We start from the raw sequence: 20,547 nt of genomic DNA, 5'->3' as shown, positions 1-20,547 counted from the left end.
ACCTAGGCTGGCGCGGAGGAGGCGACATGGAGCCGAAGGACCGGCGCGACGAGGACCCCTCGAGCGGGCCGTCGGAGCCGCGTCCGGGGGACGGGCCGACGCCGTCGGAGCAGGCGCTGCGCGCCATCCGCGATGTCGCGAACGGGGCGGACCCGACGAACGAGGCGTTCCGGCTGTCGAACGACTTCACCGACCGGCAGGCCGAGCGGCTCCGGAGCCTCCTCGCGCGCTTTAGCCGCGGGCGCTGACCGTCACGGGGGCGGCCTGCTGCCGGTGGCGGGCGATCGATCGCTGCGCGCCGGTCGTGTCGGCCATCGCCGAGGCGGCGCCCCCGACCGCCCGGCGTCACCCCGGACGGTCGCTATCCGAGCCCTCGCACGCCGCGGACTCGCTCCGCCGGCCCGGTCCGCCGCCCCGCATCACCCCCGAATGGCCGCGATCCGCGCCCCTTCACGCCGCGGACGCCCCGCACGAGCCCGCTCCTCCGGCGCTCGGCTAGCCTCGGAGGCACCCGCGAGGAAGGCCTGCATGACCCACGACACCGCCTCGGCCGCCCCGACCCTCGAAGCCGTCGCCGCGCTGGCCGGAGTCTCCCGCGCCACGGTCAGCCGGGTCGTCAACGACTCCCCGCGCGTGAAGGACGGCGCCCGGACGGCCGTGCTCGCCGCGATCGAGCAGCTCGGCTACGTGCCCAACCGCGCCGCGCGCTCCCTCGCCAGCCGCCGCACGCAGACCGTCGCGCTCGTGGTGCCGGAGTCGGCGGCGAAGGTGTTCGCGGATCCGTTCCTCGCCTCGGTCGTGCAGGGCGCCGCGATGGCCTTCGCCGGCACCGAGTACACGCTCACCATCGTGATCGCGTCGGAGGCGGCGCCCGAGAAGACGCGGCGCTACCTGCTCGGCGGCAACGTCGACGGCGCGCTCGTCGTCTCGCACCACAGCGGCGACCACTCCTACGCGCAGCTCGGCGCCTCGCTCCCCGTGGTCTTCGGCGGGCGGCCGCTGACGGAGGAGGGCGGCAGCTACTTCGTCGACGTCGACAACACCGGAGCGGCGCGCACGGTCACCGAGCACCTCCTGGGCCTCGGCCGCACGGCCCCCGCGATGATCGCGAGCCGCCAGGACATGCCCGCCGCGATCGACCGCCTGTCCGGCTGGCGCTCGGCCGTCACCGCCGCGGGCCTCGACGACTCGCTCGTCGAGTACGGCGACTACTCGCCCGAGGACGGCGCGACCGCGATGCGCCGCCTGCTCGACTCCGGCCGGCCGATCGACGCGGTCTTCGCCTCCAACGACCAGATGGCGTCGGGCGCCCTGACGGCGCTGCGCGAGCGCGGCCTCACGGTGCCGGGCGACATCGCGCTCGCGGGATTCGACGGCGACTACTTCGCCGAGGCGAGCGAGCCGCGCCTCACCACGGTGCGCCAGCCCTCCACGGGCCTCGGCGAGGCGATGGCGGACGTGCTGGTGCGCCTCCTGGCCGGCGAGGAGGTGCAGCGCGTGACGCTGCTGCCGACCGAGCTGCTGGTGCGCGGCTCCACGGTCGCGGGCGCCTGAACCCGGGCCGAGTGCGCTGACCCGTTCGCTGAGTCACGCGGATCGGCTCCCCGCTGCGGTGTGTCGCGAGCCGATCCGGGCGACTCAGCGCGGGACGGGGTCGTCGGGGATCTCGAGCAGGTGGAAGGGGCCCCGGGGGAGCGGGCCTGTGCTCCACAGCGCGACGACGGCCCAGCCGAGGTCGGCGTGCGCGACGGCGCCCTCGGGCAGAGTCCGGGTGAACAGGGCGTAGTCGATCCCGTCGAGGGGGAGGGCGCTCACGTCCCACGCGGGCCGGTCGGCGGCCAGCTCCTGGGCCCGCGCCTCCGCCGCCACCATCGCCGCTCGCGTCCGGTCCCCGGGCAGGCCGGCGGGGATGGCCGAGAGGAGGAGCGAGCCGATCGCCAGCGCGGCCGTCGCGACCGGGTCGGTGACCACTCCGTGCACCGAGCCGCGCGGCCCGAGGCGGACACCGGTCAGCCGCAGCGTGCGGACCGAGTACGAGCGGCCGTCCCGCTCAGCGCGGACCGAGAGGTCATCGACCGGCCCGTCGTCCGTCCGCCCGCTCCCGTCGACGGACCACGGATCGGAGACGGGGACCAGCGCGCGCACGCCCTCATCCGACTCCCTGCTGCGCCGCCGGTCAAGAGGCGCAGCTGGAATGCGGCCCCGGCAGGCCAGCCGGTCGGTGGGGACGCGTCAGGCGCGGAGCGCTCGCAGGACCCGGTCGACGTGCCGCTCGACCCACGTGCCGGTGAAGGGGCCGCTCCGCAGGAGCCATCGGTGGAGGATCGGGCCGAGCAGGAGCTCCGCCGCGCCGGAGGGGTCGGCCGCTCCTCCACTCGCGAGACGCGCGGCGATCGCGCTCAGCTGGGGCTCGAGCAGCAGGGTGCGGTACTGCGCGGCGAGCTCGGTGTCGGTCTGGATCGCAGCGGTCACCGCGCGCAGGAGCGGCTCGGCCACTGGGTCGCTCAGCTCGGCGGCAGTGCCGGTGACCAGGAGGAGCAGGTCGGCGCGCAGATCTCCGGAGTCCGGGACGGCGACGGCCCCGTCAGGAGTCAGGCTCCGCGCGAGGAGTGCGTCGAAGAGGATCGCACCGGTGGAGGGCCAGCTGCGGTAGAGGGTCTGCTTCCCGACTCCGGCGCGGGCGGCGACGCCCTCCATCGTCAGGCGCGGAAGCCCCTCGGTCCCGACGAGGTCGAGCACGGCGGCGTGCACGCGCTGCCGTGTCCTGCTGGTGGCCATTCTCCGATCCTACTGCGAAACGAGACGGAGCGTCTTGTTCGGAGTAGCGTGCAGGCATGACCACTCGACAGACCTGGCTGATCACCGGAGCCTCCCGCGGGCTGGGGCGTGCGCTCGTCCTCGCGGCGCTCGCCGAGGGCCACTGCGTCCTGGCCGCGGTCCGGGGCGCGCACTCCCTGCCCGAGCACGAGCGGCTGCAGGTCCACCGGCTCGACGTCGCGGACTCCTCCGCAGCCGCCGGCGCCGTCGACGCGGCCACGGCGATCGAGGGGCGCCTCGACGTCCTCGTCGACAACGCGGGCTACGGGCTCATCGGCACGGCGGAGGAGGTGGGCGAGGACGAGGTGAGGGAGCTGCTGGACGTCGACCTGCTCGGTCCGCCCTGGCTCTGCCGGGCCGCGCTGCCTGTGATGCGGCGGCAGGGGTCCGGACACATCGTGCAGATCTCGACCGTCGGCGCGGTGGGGACGATGCCGACGCTCGGGGTCTACAACGCGGCGAAGTGGGGCCTCGAGGGCTGGACGGAGGCGATGGCCGCAGAGGTCGCCCCCTTCGGCGTCCGCGTGACGCTCGTGCAGCCCGGGGAGATCGCCACCGACTGGGCCGGCGGCAGCATGCGGTTCGCGGCGCCGATGCCGGAGTACGACGACCTGCGGCGGGAGCTCTTCGGAGCGGCCGAGGTCCCCTGGCCGACCGACGGTCCGCAGGGAGGCACGCCTCCGGCCGAGGTGGCGGCGGAGATCCTCGCGCACGTCGCTGATCGGAGCGACGCCCGGTTCCGTCTGCTCGTGGGCGACGACGCTCCCGGTCAGGTGCGCGCCGCGCTCGAGAAGCGCCTCGCGGACTACGCCCTCGACCCGCGCTGGGCTGCGTCCGCGCTCTGAGGGACGGCCGCTGAGGTGCCGGATCGGCTGGCCGCTCCGGCGTGTCGTGAGCAGATCCGGGCACCTCAGTGCGGAGGCGTGAAGGCCCGCAGGCGCGGCTCAGAACTCCTCGTAGTTGTAGGGCTCCGGGTCCTCGTCGATCACGGGGCGCGCGATCGTGGCGCGGTTGCTCTTGATGCGGGAGCGGATGTCCTCGACGGCGGCCTCGACGGCGCCGGTGGTCGACTCCTCGTCCTTGATGGAGACCTCGACGGGGACGGCGACGAGCTCGCTGCTCGCGTCGAGCGTCATCTTCGCCTCGATGAGCTCGCCGTCCTCGGTGAACGCCGGGACCGTGACCGCCTCGGAGTGCTCCTGGCGGTCGATCGCGGTCACCAGGTCGAGGAGGGCCTCGGTCACGGCGTCGGTCGTCACGAAGCTCTTGGAGGCGTAGGTCAGCTGCTGCATGCCTCCACTCTCCCGAACGGGAGCGCCCCTCGCGCGGGGTTGCGCCTCGTCGGCCCAGCCCGTAGCGGAGGGGCAGCACGACCGGCGCGGGCGCGAGGAGTCAACCCTCTAGGCCGCGATCCGGGCGTCCGCTTCCCTGGTGGCGGGGCCTCGGGAGGAGGCGCGGGGGTCTCGGGATCCCGGGGCCCCGGCACTCGATCGGGAGGGGACCGGATGCGGCGTCGGGGACTCCGCGGCGACCGGGCGTTCCAGGGCGGCCTCCTGATCGGAGTCGGCCTCATGGCGGCCGTCGACGAGATCGTCTTCCACCAGATCCTCGCCTGGCACCACTTCTACGACCGCTCCACTCCGGCGATCGGCCTGCTCTCGGACGGGCTGCTGCACGCGGCCGAGATCCTCGCGCTCGTCGGCGGCGGCTTCCTGCTCGCCGACGCCCGGCGCCGATCCGCTCTGCGTCCGCGCACGGCGTGGGCCGCGGGGCTCACGGGGGCGGGGCTGTTCCAGCTGTGGGACGGAGTCGTCGACCACAAGCTGCTCCGGGTGCACCAGGTCCGCTACGACGTCGACCTGCTGCTCTACGACTCCGCCTGGATCGCCTCGGGAGCGGTGCTGCTCGCGGCGGGGCTCCTCCTCCTGCCTCGGCGACGGCGCGCGACGGCGTGACCCCGCACGCCGACCACTCCCTGCTCGACCCGGGCCTGCTGCTCCTGGTCCCGCTGGCCGCGGTGGCGGCGCTCGGAGGGGGCGCCGCGGCCCTCGAGCGGCGGCGCGGACGGCCGTGGCCGCTGCACCGGACCGCCCTGCTCCTCGGCGGGCTCGTGACCGCGGCGCTCTGCTTCACGGGTCCGCTCGCGGAGTGGTCGCACGCGGATCCGCGCGGGGCGATGCTGACGCACCTGGTCGTCGGGATGCTCGCGCCGCTCCTCCTGGTGCTCTCGGCCCCCGTCACCCTGGCCCTGCGCGCGCTCGACGTCACCGCGGCCCGACGACTCTCGCGGCTGCTCCGGAGCCGCCCGGCCCGTCTCCTCGCCCACCCGGTGACGGCGCTCCTGCCCTCGACGGGCTCCCTCTGGCTCGTGCACGCGACCGGGCTGCTCGCCGCCGCACACGCGGATCCGCTGCTGCACCTCGCACTCGGCGTGCACTTCCTCCTCAGCGGCTGCCTGATGACGGCGGCGCTCGCCGGAGTCGATCCGAACCCGCATCGCGCCCCGTTCGGCCTGCGCCTGGGCGTGCTCGGAGCGGGCATCGCCGCGCACGGGCTGCTCGCGACCGTGCTCTACGCGGAGGCGCCGGACGAGACCGGACGCCAGGCGGCGCTCCTGCTGTTCTACGGAGGCGACCTGCTCGAGACGGCGCTCGCCGTGGTCGTCTGCGCCCGGCGCTTCGCGGCGACGGCGCCCCGGCAACCCCCTCCGCCGAGCGCGCCCTGCTCCCTACGCTCGGACGCATGCTCCTCATCTTCGGGACCCGAGTCGTCGAGGACCTCCTCCGGACGCTCGTCTTCGTCTGCCGGGTCTGCGGGCAGCGCGACGAGCAGCGGATCCTCCGCCGCCGGACGCGCCTCTCGCTCTTCTTCGTCCCCGTCCTGACCGTCTCGACCCGCTACCTGCTCGAGTGCTCGCACTGCGGCAACGTGTCCCCGATCAGCAAGGAGGAGGCGCAGGGCTCCGTCAGCTGGGCCGGCAACTCCGACCAGTGACCGCCCCGAGCGGGAGGCTCTCGCGATGCGCTCAGCGCACCGCAGCCGGCACCGCCGCGGGGCGCGCGGCGACCGCGGCCGCGCGCCGCGTCGCCCAGTTGTTGAGCAGCAGCGCCGTCACGACGATGGCCGCGCCGAGCAGGGCGACGGGCCCCGGCCGGTAGCCGCCCGCCATGCTGATCGCGAAGGTCGTGACCGGGACGAGGTTCTGGAAGAGCGTGCCGTTGAGGGCGCCGAGCAGCTTGATGCCCGTGTTCCACAGCAGCACGGCGACGACTCCGGCCAGCAGGATCAGGTAGGCCAGCTGCGGCCAGGCCGCGAGCACCTCGGCACCGGTCGGCGGGTGCGCGGAGCCGGTGGCCGTCGCCACGGCGACCGCGACGGCGATCGAGGGGCAGCCGAGCGCGGTGGTGAGCGTCGAGTACCGCAGCGCCGACCAGCCGGGGAACGCCGCGGCTCCGCGCGTGTAGACGACCCAGCAGATCGCTCCGAGCAGGGCGAGCAGCTCGCCGAACCCCAGCTCGCCGTCGAGGAGGAGGGCGACGTCGCCGCGGGTGACGACGAGCGCGACTCCGGCGAGCGCGAGCAGGATGCAGCCGACGGTGGCGGCCGGCGGCAGGCGACGCGCGCCGATGCTCGCGAGCACCGCGCCGATCGCGGGCATCATCCCCATCATCAGGCTGACGTTCGGGGCCGAGGTGAACCGCAGAGCCGTGAAGGCGAGCAGGCCGAAGCCGGCGAATCCGGAGGCGCCGAGCAGCGCCAGCCGCCACCCGCGGCCGTCGAGCCGGAAGGCGCGGAGCCCCTCCGCCCGGGCGAGCAGCAGGGCGAGGACGACCGCGGCGGCCGTGTAGCGGATGAGGGTCATGAAGAAGGAGTCGACCGTCGCCGCGATGCTGTCCGCGACCGGGAGCATGCCGCCCCAGAGGATCGGCGGGATCAGGCAGAAGAGCAGACCTCGCGACCGCATGGCGCCCCTGACCCGTCGGGTGCGGCCGCCTCGGGCGGGGGGCCGTCGCTCGATGGTGGACCCCGGCGGCTCGGCGCACAAGAGCGCCGCCGACCCCCGAACGGCCCGCCGCGGGGCCGAGCGGAGAGGGGTGCGCCGGGTGTGGAGGAGGCTCGGCGAGCCGACTGACCTGCTACGACGAAGACGACGGAGCCGCAAGGACCTTGCATGGCCCCTTTAGGGTGACAAAATTCACTTGCTTCCATCATCTCCGTGCCCCTAGGTTGATCGCAGCACCCCCCGATGCTGTCCTCTGTCAGGCCCTGCTCCGATCCCCCCGTCGGACGCCGTTCCTCACTCGGGTCGCGCCCACCCCGGCGACGACCTCCGTTCCGCGCGGGCGCTCATCAGCGCACATCGGCCCCCGGCCGCGGAGAGGAACAGTCATGAGCACACAGCCCGGCCACGGCGCGGACGAGCCGGCGGCTCCCCGTCGCCGGGCGACCTGGGAGGCGCACGACGAGACGGCCTCGCGCCCGCTCTCGGGACGCCGTGCCGCCCGCTCCGGGCGCGAGCGGGTCTCCGCTCCGCGCCGCCTCGCGTCCGCGACGCCTGCCGGAGCGGTGACGGTCCCCGCCGCCCCGACCGCGGTGCTGGAGCGTCCGGCCGCCCCGCCCGCAGTGGTCGAGCGACCGGCCGCCGCGACCGCGGTGCTGGAGCGTCGGGCCGCGATGAATGAGCGTCCGGCCGCGCCGACCGCCGTGGTCGAGCGTTCGTCCGCCGCGACCGCGCTCCTGGAGCGCCCGGCCGCCCCGACCGCGCTGCTCGAGCGTCCGCCGGCCCCCGCCGCGGTCCTCGAGCGCACCGCGCTCCCCTCCGTCGACGCCGACCGACTCCCTCCGGCATCCACCCCGATCGCCGGCACGCGCCCCCGCAGCGGCCGCCGCGCCTCGTCGCGCATCGGCGACCTGGTCGCCGCCCTCCCCGCCCACAACGAGGAGGCCGGGATCGCCGCGGCGATCGAGGGCCTGCGCCGGCAGACCTGGCCGCCGGACCGGATCGTCGTCATCGCCGACAACTGCACCGACGCCACGGTCGAGATCGCTCTCGCGCACGGCGCCGAGGTGTTCGTCACCGTCGGGAACAGCCACAAGAAGGCGGGCGGCCTCAACCAGTTCCTCGCCGAGGTCCTCCCGGGGCTGCAGGACGACGACCTGGTGCTCGTGCAGGACGCCGACTCCGCGCTCGACCCCGGGTTCCTCGAGATCGCCCGCGGCAGGCTGCACGGCGGCATCGGCGCGGTCGGAGGAGTGTTCCGCGGCGGCGAGGGCGGCGGCTTCGTCGGCCACCTCCAGCGCAACGAGTACGCGCGCTACGCCCGCGACGTGCGCCGGCTGAACGGGAAGTGCCTCGTCGTCACGGGCACCGCGGCCGTGCTCCAGGTCGCCGTGATGCGCCGCATCAGCGCGGCCCGCCTGGCCGGCTCCCTCCCCTCCGGAGACGGCATCGGCGGCATCTACGACACCACCGTCCTCACCGAGGACAACGAGCTCACGTTCGCGATCCGCCACCTCGGCTACGACGTGCTGAGCCCCGCCGGCTGCACCCTCGTCACCGAGGTCATGCCGACCTGGGGAGACCTCTGGCGTCAGCGCCTGCGCTGGAAGCGCGGAGCGGTCGAGAACTGCGTGCAGTACGGCTTCACGCGGGTCACGGCTCCCTACTGGGGGCGCCAGCTGCTCACGATGCTCGGCTGCATCATCACCTACGTCTACCTGGCCACGATCGTCTACGCCGTCGGCTGGGGCGAGCTGAGCCTCCAGCCGTTCTGGCTGGCCGTCACCGCGATCTTCGTCGTCGAGCGGATCGTGACGGTCCGCGACCGCGGCTGGCGGTACATGCTCGCCGCCGCGTCGATGTACGAGCTCGTCGTCGACCTGTTCCTGCAGGTCGTCCACACCAAGGCCTACCTGGATGCGCTGACACGCCGTCGGCGCGACTGGTGAAACAGAGAGAGAGACATGTACAACCACATCGGAACAGCCGCCGGAGCCGGAGTCGGTGCCGGAACGCTCGCCATGACCGGGTTCGACTCGGTCTGGCTGGCACTCGCGGCCTTCGCCCTCATCGCTGCGGGGACCGCCGTCCTGCGCATCGCTCCTCGCCGCAAGCGCGAGGTCTGAGACACGGTGGCGGGCGGGGGACAGCCCGCGCCCGTCACCGTCCCACGACCGCCGTCGCCGCGGAGGTCCGGCTCGCGGTCGAGTAGCCGGTCTTCGTCCCGGTGACGGTCAGCGTGATCCGCTTCCCCGCCTGAGCCTTCGTGAGCGTGAACCGCGGCGACGTCGCTCCCGCGATGGCCGCGCCGTCCGCCTTCCACCGGTAGGTGAGGTTGACGGGAGTCGGCGTCCACGGACCCGGGGCTGCCGTGAGCACCGCTCCGACCCGGGCCGTGCCCGTGACGGTCGGCGTCGCGGCGCCGAGGGTGCCGGCGGCGACCGGTGCGGTCGGCTGCGAGGTCGTCGGGCCGGAGCCGTCGGCGGCGCTCACCGTCACGGTCACCCGCTTGCCGACCGCGGAGGAGGGGACCACGAGATCCGGACCCGTCACTCCCGCGATGTCGACGCCTCCCGCCGCCCAGCGGTGCACGAGCGGTCCCGTCCGGCCGGCGGAGGAGGACAGGGTCGCGCCCACCGCGGCGGTCCCGACGACGACCGGAGCCGGCGCCGCGTCGGACCGGTAGACCGCGACGTGGTCGACGAGCATCGTCCCGCCGGAGCTCTTCGGAGCGGCCGCGCTGTCGCATCCGCACACCCCGTTCGGCAGCCCGCCCCCGATGGCGAGGTTCAGGATCAGCAGCACGTCGTTCGGGACCGCGGCCTGCCACGCGGCCGTCCCCACCTCCGACTCCCGCACCACGTGCCGGGTGACGCCGTCGACGAGGAACTCCACGCGCTCGTCGCCGGGCACGGTCCGGTCGAGCAGGGCGGAGTAGCGGTGGAACCCGGTCACGCAGGACGCGCAGTCCAGCATCCCGCTCGTCCGGCCGGCGGGCTCGTCGCAGGGGCCGCCGTCCGGTACTCCGCAGTGCAGCGTCTGGATCACCTGGGCGGTGCCGTTGACGGCCTCGAGCATGTCGAACTCGCCGGTCGCGGGCCAGTCGATGACGGCGTTCGCGTCCCGCCCGAGAGCCCAGAAGGCGGGCCAGTAGCCGGTGGCCTGCGCGACGTCCGGCAGCTGGATCGAGGCGGTCATCAGCAGTCGGCCGCCCGCCGGCGCCGAGAACGACTTGTCGGCGGTGACGATCCGCCCGGAGGTCCATGCTCCGGCGGAGTCGCGGAGGGCGCGGATGCCCAGAGCGCCGCCGCCCGTGAGGAAGACGTTCGCCGTCGACGCGGTCGTCCGGTCGACCGCCCCGGTGCCCCAGGTGCCGACCTCGTGCTCCCACTGGCTCCCGACCGGCGCGCCCGCCGGCCCGGTGAAGTCGTCGCGCAGGAGCGTGGTCCAGCCCGGGGCGTCGGCGGGTGCCGCCGTGACGGCCTGGCCGGCGGACGAGGCGGTCGGAGTCGTGGACGCCGGTGCGAGGGCGGCGACCGCCTGCGGGGGTGTCGCCGCCAGCACTCCGAGGCACAGGGCCGCGAGGGCGAGGGCGAGTCGCGGCCGGTCGAGGAGTCGTGAAGGCATGGCGAGTCCTCTGCGTCGAAGGGGCGCGCAGCTGCACGCGCCTCGACGCTAGTGAGGAGTACTCGCTCTCCCCCCACCCTCCAGGCGGGGTGATCTCCGGCACGAAAGCTCACGACCGGGCTCGGCCGGGCCGGGTCCAGGGTGCTGGCAGAGGGGCGGCCGCCGTCGCCTCCGATCGCCCGTTCGAAGGAGAACACCATGCATCGTCGTCTCACGGCCACGCTCGCCGCGATCGCCCTCGCCCTCGGAGGGGCCGTCGCCGTCGCGACCCCCGCCTCCGCCGGGCAGCTCGTCTACCGGAACGGCGGCCCGGGCAACTGCTACGAGGTCCGCTCGCAGCGCGACTCCCTGGGTCGCGCGCAGGTCACGGTGTGGTGGCACTGCGACCAGGCGAGCAACGTCAAGGTCATCTGGAAGAACGGCCCGGACAGCGGCTGCAACAAGATGAGCGTCATCAACCGCAAGTTCAGCGACAGCTCGGGCGTCGCGTCCCGCTTCGACCGCCTCGTCTCCTGCTGACCCGGACGGGCTGCCCCTGATCCCTTCCGCGAGACGCCACCTCGGTACGCGGCACGCCGCGCGAGGTACTCGGGTGGCCTCTCGCGGGAGGGGGGCGGCGGCGGCCCCACTCAGTGCTCGGCGCGCCCCGAGTCCTCGATGAGGCGCACCTTCACGTTGACGGCGAGCGGCCCCGTGACCGACGGGTCGGCGGCGAGCAGCGCGTGCATCCGCTCGCCCACCAGGCGGAGCGTCTCGGGGGCCGGCAGTGCGGCGGACGCGGAGATGTGCGCGCTCACCGTGGTGAACCCCTCCGACCGGTCGATGTCGACCAGCACGTCGGGCTGCCGCAGGTCCAGCTTCACGGCGAGCGCGTCGGCCGCGGCCTCGACGATCGGCTGGGCGGGGTAGACCCCCGCGACGCCCTCGGTGTCGCGGATCTCGGCGGTCAGCCGCTGCGAGAGCTCGGTGTCGTCGGTCATTCCCGCTCCTCCCGGTGGGGGTACACGTCGTCGACCGTCACGTCGATCGCGCCGACGGTCAGCTCGGTGTGGCGCTCCAGGGCGTAGCGGATGCGCTCGCGCAGGCGGTCGGCGGCCACGGCGACCGGCAGGCCGAACTCGAGGGCGCAGGTCACGTCGATCCGGACCACGGCGCCGGGAGCCGAGACGTCGCCGTCGAGGGTGCAGCGGCCCATGATGACGCCGCCCATCGTGTCGCCGGCGCGGCGGATCATCCCGCGCACGGCCGCCTCGGTGAGCGCCAGGCGGAGGGTCGGGTCGGGGTGGCGGACGGGGATGTCGCGGCCGGAGCGCACCTCGGAGCGGATCGCGTCGAGCAGGCCGGCGATCCAGACCTCGTCGCGGTCGGGCTCGCGGTCGGCCTCCTGCCGCAGCGCCCGCGCCGAGAGCTCGGTGAGGCGGGTGAGGTTCGCGAGAGCGAGCCGGCACGCGGCGGAGTTCTCGATCGAGGGGTCGCGCGGCTCGCGGCCGCGGTCGAGGTACTCGCCCAGCTCCTCGAGCGTGTGGCCGTCGAGGTCGTCCTCGGGCACGGCGGCGTCGTCGGTCATCGCCATGCCTCCAATTCGTGGAGCAGGAATCGACGGGCCCGGGCGAGGAGGCCGCGGACCGTCGAGACGGGGAGTTCGAGAGCGTCGGCGATCTCCTGGTAGCTGTAGCCGGCGGTCTCGCGGAGTAGCCAACAGCGTCGCTGATCAGCAGGCAATCGGTCCAGCGCTTCCCAGACCGCGTCCAGCTGGAGTCGTGCTTCGACGATGCGCTCGGGGGAGTGCTCGGGCGGCGCGGGCGGGTCCCAGTCGTCGATGTCGTCGTGGCGGCGGCGGACGCGGATCCGGTCGATCGCCTTGTGGGTGACGATGCGCATCAGCCAGTTGCGGATGTGCGCCGGGCTGTCGAGATCGGCCAGACGCCGCCAGCCGGTGAGGAACGCCTCCTGCACCACGTCCTCGGACTCCGCCTCGGAGCCGAGGAGCTTCGCGGCGTAGACGCGCATGAGCGCACCGTGGCGGCGGGCGAGCTGCTCGAACGCCTGCACGTCGCCGTCGACGGCGCGCGCGGCGAGGGTCGCGTCGGACGCGTTCAGGAGGGGGTCGTCGTCGATGAGCGCCTCCTCCGCGGTCCCGCGCGCGGTGTCCCGCGCGCGCCGATGCCCTCAGTGTGGGGCGCCGTCCGGCATGACTACCAGCCTTGACAACGGGCCGCCGAATCCGCTGGCCGGATTGCGAGTGCCGCCGATGGGGGACGCCTCGAGACGGGATTCGTGACATTCCGGCTCCTCGACACGTCTTGATTCCGTACCCCTCGTGCGTCCCCCCGAGCGCACGGACCCCGAACCCGGAAGAAGTCCCCCATGCACTGCTCCCTCCGCCGCCGCCCCGGGCGGACGTCATGAGCGAGTCGACCTTCACCCTCGGCAGCCCGTTCGCGGGCGACGAGCGGGCCGACCGGCGCTACGAAGCCTCCGGCGACGATCCGTCCGCCGCGTCCGCCGTCTACTCCGAGGCGTACGGCGGAGGCGAGTTCCGCGTCGCTCCGTTGCAGCGCGGCTTCTCCTACCGCTACGCCGTCCGCGGCAGCGACCGGGTGACCCTGCGCACCTCCGACTGCTCCGGCGCCCTCACCGGCCAGGTCCCCCACCTGAAGGAGTACGTCGTCGGCTGGTTCCGCGCCGGTGGCGGACGCCTGAACCTGCCGCCGTTCACCCGGACCGGCGCGCTCTCGGCCCCGTTCCTGTTCCCCGCGGAGCGCCAGTTCGGGCTCGAGTTCGAGCCGCACCGGCAGAACCTCATCCACTTCGCCCCCGGGTTCCTCGAGGACGTCGCGACCGAGACGCACGCCGGCCCCCGCCAGCCCGTCTCCTTCGACCACGGGGCGGACGCCGACCCCGGCGTCCTCGCCCGCTGGCGCGCCGCGGTGACGGAGGCGAGCACCGCGCTCGCGACGGCCGCGATCACTCCGCTCGTGCGCTTCACCGCCGAGCTCGACCTCGCCCGGGTGCTGCTCCTGCTGTTCCCGTGGCGCGCGTGGGACGTGCCGGCCGTGCTGCGGCGCCCGTCCGCCTCCCGCACCCGGGTGGCGCTCGACTTCCTCCAGCACCACGCCCACGAGCCGATCACCCCGGCCGACGCCGCCCGCGCGGCCGGTCTGCACACCCGCACACTGCAGCAGGCGACGAAGCGGCACCTCGGGGTGTCGCCGTCGGTCTACCTGCGCGACGTGCGCCTGGACCGCGCCCACTCCGACCTGGTCGCCGGCGACCCCTGCTCGACCACCGTCGCCGCGGTCGCCCGCGAGTGGGGCTTCGGCAACCTCGGCCGCTTCGCGAGCGCGTACCAGGTGCGCTTCGACGAGAAGCCGAGCCACACGCTGCGCCGCTGACGCGCAGCCCCAGCGTGCCCGAGGGCCTGGACCGTCTCACGGCAGTGCCGGCCCTCGTCGTCTCCGGGTGCGTCCCGAGGGGCCGTCTCGGAGGATGCTTCATCGTGTCCTCCGACCGGTCTTCCGGACACGGACCTCGCGACACTCGGCGCCGGCTCAGCCCGGCTGATGCACGTGGATGTCGCTGCTCGACGTCACGCCGTTGAACTCGAGATACAGCTGCCCCTCGACGACCGACACGGTCAGCGTGTTGCGGCGCTCCAGTACCGCGACCACGGCATCCAGGAACCCCTGGTCGAAGCTCTGCACGGTGATCTGCTCGAGCTGGTGGACGCGCTTGCCGGACCACGCCGCGATCACCTTCTCCGGGTTGCGATGCGTGTAGACCGTCGTGCGGTCGGCCAGTCTGCTCCCGAAGTGCAGTCGCTCGGCGTCCGGCGCGCCCACCTCGATCCACGTGGTCAGCCTGCCGGTGAGATCGCGGACCAGCACCGCCGGCTCGGTTGCCGTCGACGAGATCCCCTCGCTGAACGTGATCCCCTCCACGTATTCGAGGCAGTACGCGAGCACGCGCGTCATCATGTACGCGTCGGTCTCGGAGGGGTGCCGAGCGGCCCGCAACGTGATGTCCTCGTAGACACCGCGGTCCACATCAGCCAGCTGTATCGCGAAGTTGTACATCACTGCGCCGGCTGCCACGTGTGAGAGCTTATGTCCTCTCGCTCATCGAGGAGCGCGAGGCTTCTCCGGTGCCGGTGGGGGCATCGTGTCCGCGCGCCTCCACGCAGGAACGGCCCGGCAGGAGGCATCCACTCCGTCGAGAGCGTCTCACTCCGGGCGACGTCGGCGCGCGTGCGCAGGTCGATGACGACGGGAGCCGACCGCTTGGCTCGCCGGGAGGGCGCGAGGCCCCGACCAGGCGACCGGACCACTTCGTTCATCCGCCTCGGGAATTTCCCGCCACCCTCTCGCCTTCTTCTACCTGCATGCAATATATTGCATGCAGTTGTCCGACCACCTCATCCCGAAGGAGCAGCCATGTCCACGTCCGCGTTCACCCCTGAGGGCGATCGGCCCACGGTCGTCCTCGTCCACGGCGCGTTCGCCGAGTCGTCCAGCTGGAACGGAGTCGCCACCCGGCTCCTCGCCGAGGGCCTGCCCGTCCTCGCGGTCGCCAACCCCCTCCGCGGGCTCGCCCCCGACGCCGAGTACCTCCGCAGCGTCCTCGACGGGATCGACGGACCTGTCGTCGTCGCCGGCCACTCCTATGGGGGCTCCGTCGCGAGCGAGGCGGCGGAGGGCGCGGCGAACGTGCGGGCGCTCGTCTACGTCGCCAGCTTCCTCCTGGAGCCGGGCGAGAGCACCGGGGAGCTGGCCGGGAAGTTCCCGGGCGGCGAGCTCGGCCCCGCCCTGACCCCGGTCCCCTTCGCGTCCGGCGGGTTCTCCGGCGACGACCTCTACATCCAGCAGGACCGGTTCCGCGAGGTCTTCGCGGCCGACGTCGACGAGCCCACCGCCGCTCTGATGGCCGCGACCCAGCGGCCGATCGCGGCCGCCGCGCTCGAGGACTCGGCCACGGCCGCCGGGTGGAGGAGCATCCCCTCCTGGACCCTGATCACGCGTCAGGACCTCGCCGTCCACGCCGAGTCGCAGCGGTTCATGGCCGAGCGCGCCCGCTCCACCGCGGTCGAGATCGACGCGTCGCACGCCGTGACGGTCTCGGAGCCGGACGCGGTCGCGCAGCTGATCCTCGACGCGGTGCGGGCGACGCGGTGACGGGGCCGGCGGGCCGAGGGGCCGCCTCCGGCCGCCGGACCCGGGCTGCCGCGGTCGTCCTCTCGTCGGCGCTGCTGCTCGTCGGCTGCGCGGGCGCGGCGGATCCCGGCCCCGCCGTCGAGGACGCCGCCGAGGCCGCGGCGGGCGGATCGTTCGCCCTCGCGGAGGTGGACGGCGTCGACGGCTCTGACTTCCTCGTCGTCTGCCCCTACGAGTCGCCGGAGTCGGTCGAGGAGCGGACCGGGATCTCCTGGTCCGGGCCCGACCGGTCCGAGGACGAGGGGATGCAGACGCTGGTCGTGCTCGACGGCGGCGAGGTCGTGACGACGAGCGGACTGGACCGGGACCGCGCCGACTTCTGCTCGGGCGACCGGTGGGAGCCGCTCCCGCTCGACACCCGGCTCGCGGTGAGCGGAGCGGGCGCGGTGTCGGTGGAGTGAAGCCGGTGGCGGCGGTCGAGTGGCGTATGCAATATATCGCGCGGTGCTATCGTCGCCGTATGCCCATCCCGAAGACGACCGCCGTCACCCCCCGGTCCCTCCTCCGCGACGACGTCTACCGCGCCCTGCGCGACGCGATCGTCGATGGGACGTTCGAGCCGGGGGAGCGCCTCCGCGACCAGGAGCTCGAGGCCTGGCTCGGGGTCAGCCGGACGCCGATCCGGGAGGCGCTGCTCCGGCTGGCCCGCGTCGGCCTCGTCTCGGCCAAGCCCGGCCGGGCTACGATCGTGACCCCCGCCACGGCCGAGAGCATCAGCGACGCCCAGCAGATCGCCGCCGCCATGCACGAGCTCGCCACGCGCCTCGCCGGCCCGGCCGTCACTGCGGAGGCGCTCGCCGCGATGGAGTCGGCGAACGACGACTTCGCGCGGGCGCTGGCAGACGGCGACGTCGAGTTGGCGCTGCGCTCCGACGACGCGTTCCACGCGGTGCTCACCGGGCTCAGCGGCAACGGGATGATCGAGGACGTGCTCGAGCAGGCCACTCCGCTCATCCGCCGTGCCGAGCGCCAGCGCTTCGCCTCCCTCGCGGCCCGCGGATCCGTGGAGCAGCACCGCGCGATCGTGGAGTCCCTCCGTGCGGGCGACACGGACGGCGCCGCCCGCCTCAGCCGGGAGAACTGGATGACGCTCGACCGCCACCTGCACTCGGCCTGACGCGCTGCTCCTCCGCGGGGAGGAGCCCGCGCTCGGTCATGCGCGAGGCCGACGCGATCGCATCCGCGACGAACCGCTCGGTCAGCTCGGCATGCCCTCGCCCGCGCGCTCCGCATCCATCCCGAGAGCGTAGCGCCGCCCTCCCCGCGCCTCCGCCGCCGGGATGCGGGTCGAGGCGGGTGCCGGGCGCGGCGCGGAACGACGGACGGCCGACGCGCGGGCGACCGGAGCGCTCTGGAACACTCGAGCGAGGGGCGGGGGCTCCGGAGCGGGGGAGCCGTGGCGTCACGCTTCGTCGAGCTCGACGGTCTGCGCGGCCTCGCCGCCCTCGGCGTGGTCGTCTACCACTTCACCACCGCGTTCTCGCTCGATCATCCGGATGCACCGCCGGGATCCGTCGCGCTCCCGTTCGGCGAGTTCGGCGTCCAGCTCTTCTTCGTCATCAGCGGTTTCGTGATCCTGATGTCCGCGGACCGCGCGCGGCGGCCGTCGGACTTCGCGATCTCCCGCGTCAGCCGCCTCTACCCGGCCTACTGGATCGCGGTGGTCGTCTCGATCGTCGTCGGCGCTCTCGCCCGCGTCCCCGGCACCGACCTCACGCCGCTGGAGCTGCTGCTCAACTTCACGATGGTGCAGCGGCTGCTGCTGGTGCCCAACGTGAACGGCGCGTTCTGGACGCTGGCCGTCGAGATGCAGTTCTACCTGCTGGTGCTGCTCGTGCTCGTCCTCACGAAGTGCCGGTTCACGGATCGGCTGGTCCGCGTGCTGGTGGTCGTCTGGCTCGGCGTCGCCGTGACCGCCTCCGTCGCCGCTCACCTCGCCTCGGGAGGCGTCGACGTCGTCTCGGCGCCGGTCGCCGTCCGGGTCCTGGCGAACCTGACGCTGGCCGAGTACGGACCGCTCTTCTGCGTCGGGATGCTGCTGTTCCTCTCGCGACGCCAGGGGCGCTTCGAGCTCCTCGCCGTGCCGGCGGCTCTGATCGCGGCCCTGAACGCCCAGCTCCTCCACGGCGGGCCGGACGGAGCGGTCGTCCTCGGCGTCTGCGCGGCCGTCGCGGTCGTCGCGATGCGGCGCCGGACCGCCGTGCTGAGATGGGCGCCGCTGCTCTGGCTCGGGCGGATCAGCTACTCGCTCTACATCCTCCATCTGGTCGTGGGCAGCGCGATCGTCAGCGCGCTCTGGCCGCTGATCGGCCGCGACGGAGCCGGACTCGTCGCCTTCGTCGTCGTCCTCCTGCTGTCGTGGGGCGTCAACGCGGTCGCCGAGGAGCGGTGGAGCCCCGCCTGGCGCCGCGCCCTCACCCGTCGGCGCGACCGCCGGCTCCCGGCGGGGACGGCGACCGCGGCCTGACGCGGCTGTGCACTCCGCTGGCCGCTCAGCGAGTGCGCCGCCGAGGCCTGTGGACGCCGGTGGCCGCGAAACGCATCTCCGCTCGACGTTCCCTGCACCTTGGCTGAGCCACCGGGACGTCCGGGCCCCGGGCCACGTCTTCATCATGTGCCACGGATCGTGAGCACCGCGGCCCCGGCCACGACCTCTGACCATCTGGAGAAGATCATGACCAACGTCACCCCCACCAGCCTCGCCAACGCCTCCTCGGCCAAGCACGGCACCGCCACCTCGGCCGGCAAGAACACGATCGCCGACGGCGTCGTCGAGAAGGTCGCCGGCATCGCGGCCCGCGAGGTCCCCGGCGTGCACGACCTGGGCAACGGCGCCGCCCGCGCCATCGGCGCCATCCGCAACGCGATCAACGCGCAGGACCGCGGCCAGGGCATCTCCGTCGAGGTCGGCGAGAAGCAGGTCGCCGCCGACATCACCGTCGTCGCCGAGTACCCCGTCGCGCTGCAGAAGCTCGCCGACAGCATCCGCTCCGCCGTCTCCGAGGCCATCTCCTCGGTCGTCGGCATGGAGGTCGCCGAGGTGAACGTCACCATCTCCGACGTCTTCATCCCCTCGGACGACAAGGACGACGAGACCGAGAGCCGCGTCAAGTGACTCCGTCCCACATCGGCCTGGTCCTCGGCGCGGTCCTCGCGCTGACCGCCCTCGTCTTCGGCTTCTGGGCGCTCCTCTGGGTCGCGCTCGCCACGGCGATCGGCTACGGCGTCGGGCGGGTCGTCGAGGGCAAGCTCGACCTGCGCTCCCTCGGCGACACCCTCCGCGGGCGGCGGTCCTCGTGACCGCGGCGGTGATGGCCGACGAGGCCAGCCACGGCCGCACGACGATCAGCTCGCGCGCCGTGCGCCGAGTCGTGTCGGCCGTCACCGCGGAGGCGCTGGACGTGAACTCGTCCGACGTGTCCGTCGAGCTCGACGACGAGGGAGGACGCCTCCACGTCGTCGCGCACGCCCCCATCCACGTCACGCCCCTGGGCGAGACGGGCCGCCGCTCCTCCGGGACGCTGCTGGACCGACTCAGCCGGGCGCAGACGACCATCCGCTCGCGCTGCCTCGAACTGACGGGCTCCACGATTGGCCGTGTCGACCTCCGGATCACCGGTGCCGACCTCCGAGAACGAAGGAGGGTGTCGTGACGACTCCCACCACTGCCGGCCGGGCGCTCTATCCGCGCCTGGTGCGGCGCGAGACGCACTCGTCCCGCTCCGGATCGGCGATCGGCCTCGCCGTCCTGCTCATCCTCCTGTTCGCGTGGCTGGGCACGGAGGCGGTCCTCGCCGTCTTCGGCCAGCCCGCGCTGCTCGTGGCCCCGCAGGACGGAGCGTCCTCGCTGCTCAACGCGGCCGCGGCGCCCATCGCGCTGACCGCCGCCGCCGGCGCCGTGCTCGCGCTGATCGGGCTCGTCCTGATCGTCGTGTCGCTCAAGCCCGGCCGTCGCGGCCGTCGCGCCGTCAGCACCGACCGCACCGCGGCCATCGTCGACGACCGCGTCATCGCGCGGGCCGTCGCCCGCACCGCCGGCTACGCCGGTGACGTCGACCCGGACAACGTGTCGGTGTCGGTCGGATCCCGCGTCGTCGACGTGACGGTCTCCCGCACCTCCGGCCGCAGCATCGACGTCACGCCGATCCGCGAGGCCGTCGACGCCGAGCTCGCCACGTTCGACTGCACCCCGCGCCTGCGCTCCAAGGTGCGCCTGTCCGAGAAGGGAACGGTCCGCTGATGACCACCACGAACCGATTCCTCAACCGGCTGCTCCTGTTCGTCGTGGGCCTCGTCCTCCTCCTCGCCGGCGGCGCCGTCGCGGTGGGGTCGCTGCTCCCGCAGGTCCAGGAGAACGTGTCCACCGCCGCGCAGGACGCGGCCGACCCCACGAGCCAGGCCCTCTCGGGCGGCACCCCGTGGATCCTCTGGGCCATCGCGGTCGTCGCGCTCGTCCTCATCCTGCTGCTGGTGCGCTTCATCGTGCGCCAGGGCCGCGGTCGAACCGCCACGCTGCTGCGCGTCGGCTCCGGAGAGGGAGCGGGGACGCCCACAGGCGGCTCCGTCACCATCGACGCGAAGGTCGCCGAGCAGGTCCTCGAGGAGGCCCTGTCGCAGGAGCCGTCCATCGTCGCGGTCGACGTGACCGCGTTCGAGATCAAGCACCAGAAGGTGCTGCGCGTCACCGCGCACACCCGCCGCGGCGCCTCGCCCGCCCGCACCCGGCAGACGGTCGACCAGGCCGTCCGCCAGTGGGACGCCCTCCTCGGCGAGGAGACGCCCGTCGTCATCCAGATCGTCAGCGGTCTGCGGACGAAGATGAGCGGCACCGCCCGCGTGCAGTAGCCGCCGGCGCCACCGTCCGGCCCTCCCGATCGGGAGGGCCGGAGAGCC

General features: G+C 73.8%; 28 protein-coding genes. 19 read left to right on the top strand and 9 right to left on the bottom strand.

Annotated features, from left to right (window positions below; all coding sequences use genetic code 11):
- Positions 1–26 precede the first annotated feature (26 nt).
- Both C5B93_RS04470 and C5B93_RS04465 read left to right on the top strand, forming a co-directional pair.
- Entirely contained in the window at positions 27–248 is a 222-nt protein-coding gene (locus tag C5B93_RS04470; RefSeq protein WP_104291901.1) for a hypothetical protein, read from the top strand.
- Positions 249–528: 280 nt separating this feature from the next.
- Positions 529–1,554 (top strand): LacI family DNA-binding transcriptional regulator, encoded by a 1,026-nt coding sequence (locus C5B93_RS04465; protein WP_104250504.1) that lies wholly within the window; start codon positions 529–531, stop codon positions 1,552–1,554.
- 84 nt (positions 1,555–1,638) lie between these two features.
- On the opposite strand, the gene C5B93_RS04460 is transcribed toward C5B93_RS04465, so the two are convergent.
- Together C5B93_RS04460 and C5B93_RS04455 are read right to left on the bottom strand one after the other, a co-directional pair.
- Positions 1,639–2,145, bottom strand: a complete 507-nt coding sequence (locus tag C5B93_RS04460) for a hypothetical protein (RefSeq protein WP_104291900.1) — start codon at positions 2,143–2,145, stop codon at positions 1,639–1,641.
- 87 nt (positions 2,146–2,232) lie between these two features.
- Positions 2,233–2,778, bottom strand: a complete 546-nt coding sequence (locus tag C5B93_RS04455) for a TetR/AcrR family transcriptional regulator (protein ID WP_104232939.1) — start codon at positions 2,776–2,778, stop codon at positions 2,233–2,235.
- 56 nt (positions 2,779–2,834) lie between these two features.
- Here C5B93_RS04455 and C5B93_RS04450 point away from each other — a divergent pair, with 56 nt between their 5' ends.
- On the top strand, positions 2,835–3,662 hold the full coding sequence (locus tag C5B93_RS04450) for an SDR family NAD(P)-dependent oxidoreductase (protein WP_258068128.1): 828 nt from the start codon (positions 2,835–2,837) through the stop codon (positions 3,660–3,662).
- A gap of 99 nt (positions 3,663–3,761) precedes the next feature.
- On the opposite strand, the gene C5B93_RS04445 is transcribed toward C5B93_RS04450, so the two are convergent.
- Complete coding sequence (locus C5B93_RS04445; RefSeq protein WP_104223965.1) at positions 3,762–4,109, bottom strand: hypothetical protein; 348 nt, start codon at positions 4,107–4,109, stop codon at positions 3,762–3,764.
- A gap of 213 nt (positions 4,110–4,322) precedes the next feature.
- Here C5B93_RS04445 and C5B93_RS04440 point away from each other — a divergent pair, with 213 nt between their 5' ends.
- Genes C5B93_RS04440 through C5B93_RS17860 form a run of 3 tightly spaced genes read left to right on the top strand, consistent with a single transcriptional unit; the run spans position 4,323 to position 5,811 of the window.
- Positions 4,323–4,772, top strand: coding sequence for a DUF2243 domain-containing protein (locus C5B93_RS04440; RefSeq protein WP_104268776.1), 450 nt, complete (start codon positions 4,323–4,325; stop codon positions 4,770–4,772).
- Entirely contained in the window at positions 4,769–5,701 is a 933-nt protein-coding gene (locus C5B93_RS04435; protein WP_181067995.1) for a cytochrome c oxidase assembly protein, read from the top strand. The genes C5B93_RS04440 and C5B93_RS04435 overlap by 4 nt, the downstream gene beginning before the upstream one ends.
- Complete coding sequence (locus tag C5B93_RS17860) at positions 5,653–5,811, top strand: hypothetical protein (RefSeq protein WP_374953132.1); 159 nt, start codon at positions 5,653–5,655, stop codon at positions 5,809–5,811. The genes C5B93_RS04435 and C5B93_RS17860 overlap by 49 nt, the downstream gene beginning before the upstream one ends.
- Positions 5,812–5,842: 31 nt before the next feature.
- Here the strand turns inward: C5B93_RS17860 and C5B93_RS04425 are convergent, their stop codons facing one another.
- Positions 5,843–6,781 (bottom strand): DMT family transporter, encoded by a 939-nt coding sequence (locus C5B93_RS04425; protein ID WP_104291897.1) that lies wholly within the window; start codon positions 6,779–6,781, stop codon positions 5,843–5,845.
- 425 nt (positions 6,782–7,206) lie between these two features.
- On the opposite strand from C5B93_RS04425, the gene C5B93_RS04420 reads away from it, so the two are divergent.
- Together C5B93_RS04420 and C5B93_RS17160 are read left to right on the top strand one after the other, a co-directional pair.
- Entirely contained in the window at positions 7,207–8,766 is a 1,560-nt protein-coding gene (locus C5B93_RS04420; protein ID WP_258065397.1) for a glycosyltransferase, read from the top strand.
- 15 nt (positions 8,767–8,781) lie between these two features.
- Positions 8,782–8,943: a hypothetical protein gene (locus C5B93_RS17160; RefSeq protein ID WP_167305255.1), complete on the top strand. Its 162-nt coding sequence runs from the start codon at positions 8,782–8,784 to the stop codon at positions 8,941–8,943.
- Positions 8,944–8,977: 34 nt separating this feature from the next.
- Here C5B93_RS17160 and C5B93_RS04415 read toward each other — a convergent pair whose 3' ends face one another.
- On the bottom strand, positions 8,978–10,444 hold the full coding sequence (locus tag C5B93_RS04415) for a family 16 glycosylhydrolase (protein ID WP_104232935.1): 1,467 nt from the start codon (positions 10,442–10,444) through the stop codon (positions 8,978–8,980).
- Between the two features lie 198 nt (positions 10,445–10,642).
- Between C5B93_RS04415 and C5B93_RS04410 the strand changes: the two genes are divergently transcribed.
- Positions 10,643–10,963, top strand: a complete 321-nt coding sequence (locus C5B93_RS04410; RefSeq protein ID WP_104260536.1) for a hypothetical protein — start codon at positions 10,643–10,645, stop codon at positions 10,961–10,963.
- Positions 10,964–11,073: 110 nt separating this feature from the next.
- Here the strand turns inward: C5B93_RS04410 and C5B93_RS04405 are convergent, their stop codons facing one another.
- Genes C5B93_RS04405 through C5B93_RS04395 form a run of 3 tightly spaced genes read right to left on the bottom strand, consistent with a single transcriptional unit; the run spans position 11,074 to position 12,496 of the window.
- Entirely contained in the window at positions 11,074–11,424 is a 351-nt protein-coding gene (locus C5B93_RS04405) for a hypothetical protein (RefSeq protein ID WP_104291896.1), read from the bottom strand.
- A complete protein-coding gene (locus C5B93_RS04400) occupies positions 11,421–12,011 on the bottom strand; it encodes an Asp23/Gls24 family envelope stress response protein (protein WP_146076902.1) in 591 nt (196 codons plus the stop codon). Before C5B93_RS04400 ends, C5B93_RS04405 begins: the two co-directional genes overlap by 4 nt.
- Positions 12,008–12,496 carry an RNA polymerase sigma factor gene (locus C5B93_RS04395; protein ID WP_244248147.1) on the bottom strand — a complete coding sequence of 163 codons (489 nt, stop codon included), beginning with the start codon at positions 12,494–12,496 and terminating at the stop codon, positions 12,008–12,010. Before C5B93_RS04395 ends, C5B93_RS04400 begins: the two co-directional genes overlap by 4 nt.
- A gap of 353 nt (positions 12,497–12,849) precedes the next feature.
- On the opposite strand from C5B93_RS04395, the gene C5B93_RS04390 reads away from it, so the two are divergent.
- Complete coding sequence (locus C5B93_RS04390) at positions 12,850–13,839, top strand: helix-turn-helix transcriptional regulator (RefSeq protein WP_104291895.1); 990 nt, start codon at positions 12,850–12,852, stop codon at positions 13,837–13,839.
- Between the two features lie 156 nt (positions 13,840–13,995).
- Here the strand turns inward: C5B93_RS04390 and C5B93_RS04385 are convergent, their stop codons facing one another.
- Positions 13,996–14,538, bottom strand: coding sequence for a YaeQ family protein (locus C5B93_RS04385; RefSeq protein WP_104291894.1), 543 nt, complete (start codon positions 14,536–14,538; stop codon positions 13,996–13,998).
- A 339-nt stretch (positions 14,539–14,877) separates the two neighbouring features.
- Between C5B93_RS04385 and C5B93_RS04380 the strand changes: the two genes are divergently transcribed.
- From C5B93_RS04380 to C5B93_RS04340, 9 genes are all read left to right on the top strand, one after another.
- On the top strand, positions 14,878–15,615 hold the full coding sequence (locus C5B93_RS04380) for an alpha/beta fold hydrolase (RefSeq protein WP_104291893.1): 738 nt from the start codon (positions 14,878–14,880) through the stop codon (positions 15,613–15,615).
- Positions 15,612–16,055, top strand: coding sequence for a hypothetical protein (locus C5B93_RS04375; protein ID WP_104291892.1), 444 nt, complete (start codon positions 15,612–15,614; stop codon positions 16,053–16,055). Before C5B93_RS04380 ends, C5B93_RS04375 begins: the two co-directional genes overlap by 4 nt.
- 59 nt (positions 16,056–16,114) lie before the next feature.
- Positions 16,115–16,771, top strand: a complete 657-nt coding sequence (locus C5B93_RS04370; RefSeq protein ID WP_104291891.1) for a GntR family transcriptional regulator — start codon at positions 16,115–16,117, stop codon at positions 16,769–16,771.
- Between the two features lie 279 nt (positions 16,772–17,050).
- Positions 17,051–18,121 (top strand): acyltransferase, encoded by a 1,071-nt coding sequence (locus C5B93_RS04365; protein ID WP_181068326.1) that lies wholly within the window; start codon positions 17,051–17,053, stop codon positions 18,119–18,121.
- Positions 18,122–18,328: 207 nt separating this feature from the next.
- On the top strand, positions 18,329–18,769 hold the full coding sequence (locus C5B93_RS04360; RefSeq protein WP_104223989.1) for an Asp23/Gls24 family envelope stress response protein: 441 nt from the start codon (positions 18,329–18,331) through the stop codon (positions 18,767–18,769).
- Entirely contained in the window at positions 18,766–18,954 is a 189-nt protein-coding gene (locus tag C5B93_RS04355) for a DUF2273 domain-containing protein (protein ID WP_104291889.1), read from the top strand. The genes C5B93_RS04360 and C5B93_RS04355 overlap by 4 nt, the downstream gene beginning before the upstream one ends.
- Positions 18,951–19,307, top strand: a complete 357-nt coding sequence (locus C5B93_RS04350) for a hypothetical protein (RefSeq protein ID WP_244230558.1) — start codon at positions 18,951–18,953, stop codon at positions 19,305–19,307. The genes C5B93_RS04355 and C5B93_RS04350 overlap by 4 nt, the downstream gene beginning before the upstream one ends.
- Positions 19,304–19,894: a DUF6286 domain-containing protein gene (locus C5B93_RS04345; protein WP_104291888.1), complete on the top strand. Its 591-nt coding sequence runs from the start codon at positions 19,304–19,306 to the stop codon at positions 19,892–19,894. The genes C5B93_RS04350 and C5B93_RS04345 overlap by 4 nt, the downstream gene beginning before the upstream one ends.
- Positions 19,894–20,499 (top strand): hypothetical protein, encoded by a 606-nt coding sequence (locus tag C5B93_RS04340; RefSeq protein WP_104291887.1) that lies wholly within the window; start codon positions 19,894–19,896, stop codon positions 20,497–20,499. The genes C5B93_RS04345 and C5B93_RS04340 overlap by 1 nt, the downstream gene beginning before the upstream one ends.
- Positions 20,500–20,547 lie beyond the last annotated feature (48 nt).

The organism is Rathayibacter sp. AY1A2 (genome assembly GCF_002930935.1).
In the GTDB taxonomy this organism is placed as follows: domain Bacteria; phylum Actinomycetota; class Actinomycetes; order Actinomycetales; family Microbacteriaceae; genus Rathayibacter.
Note: the sequence above shows the minus strand (reverse complement) of the source record. Positions and strands in the feature narration are given on the sequence as shown.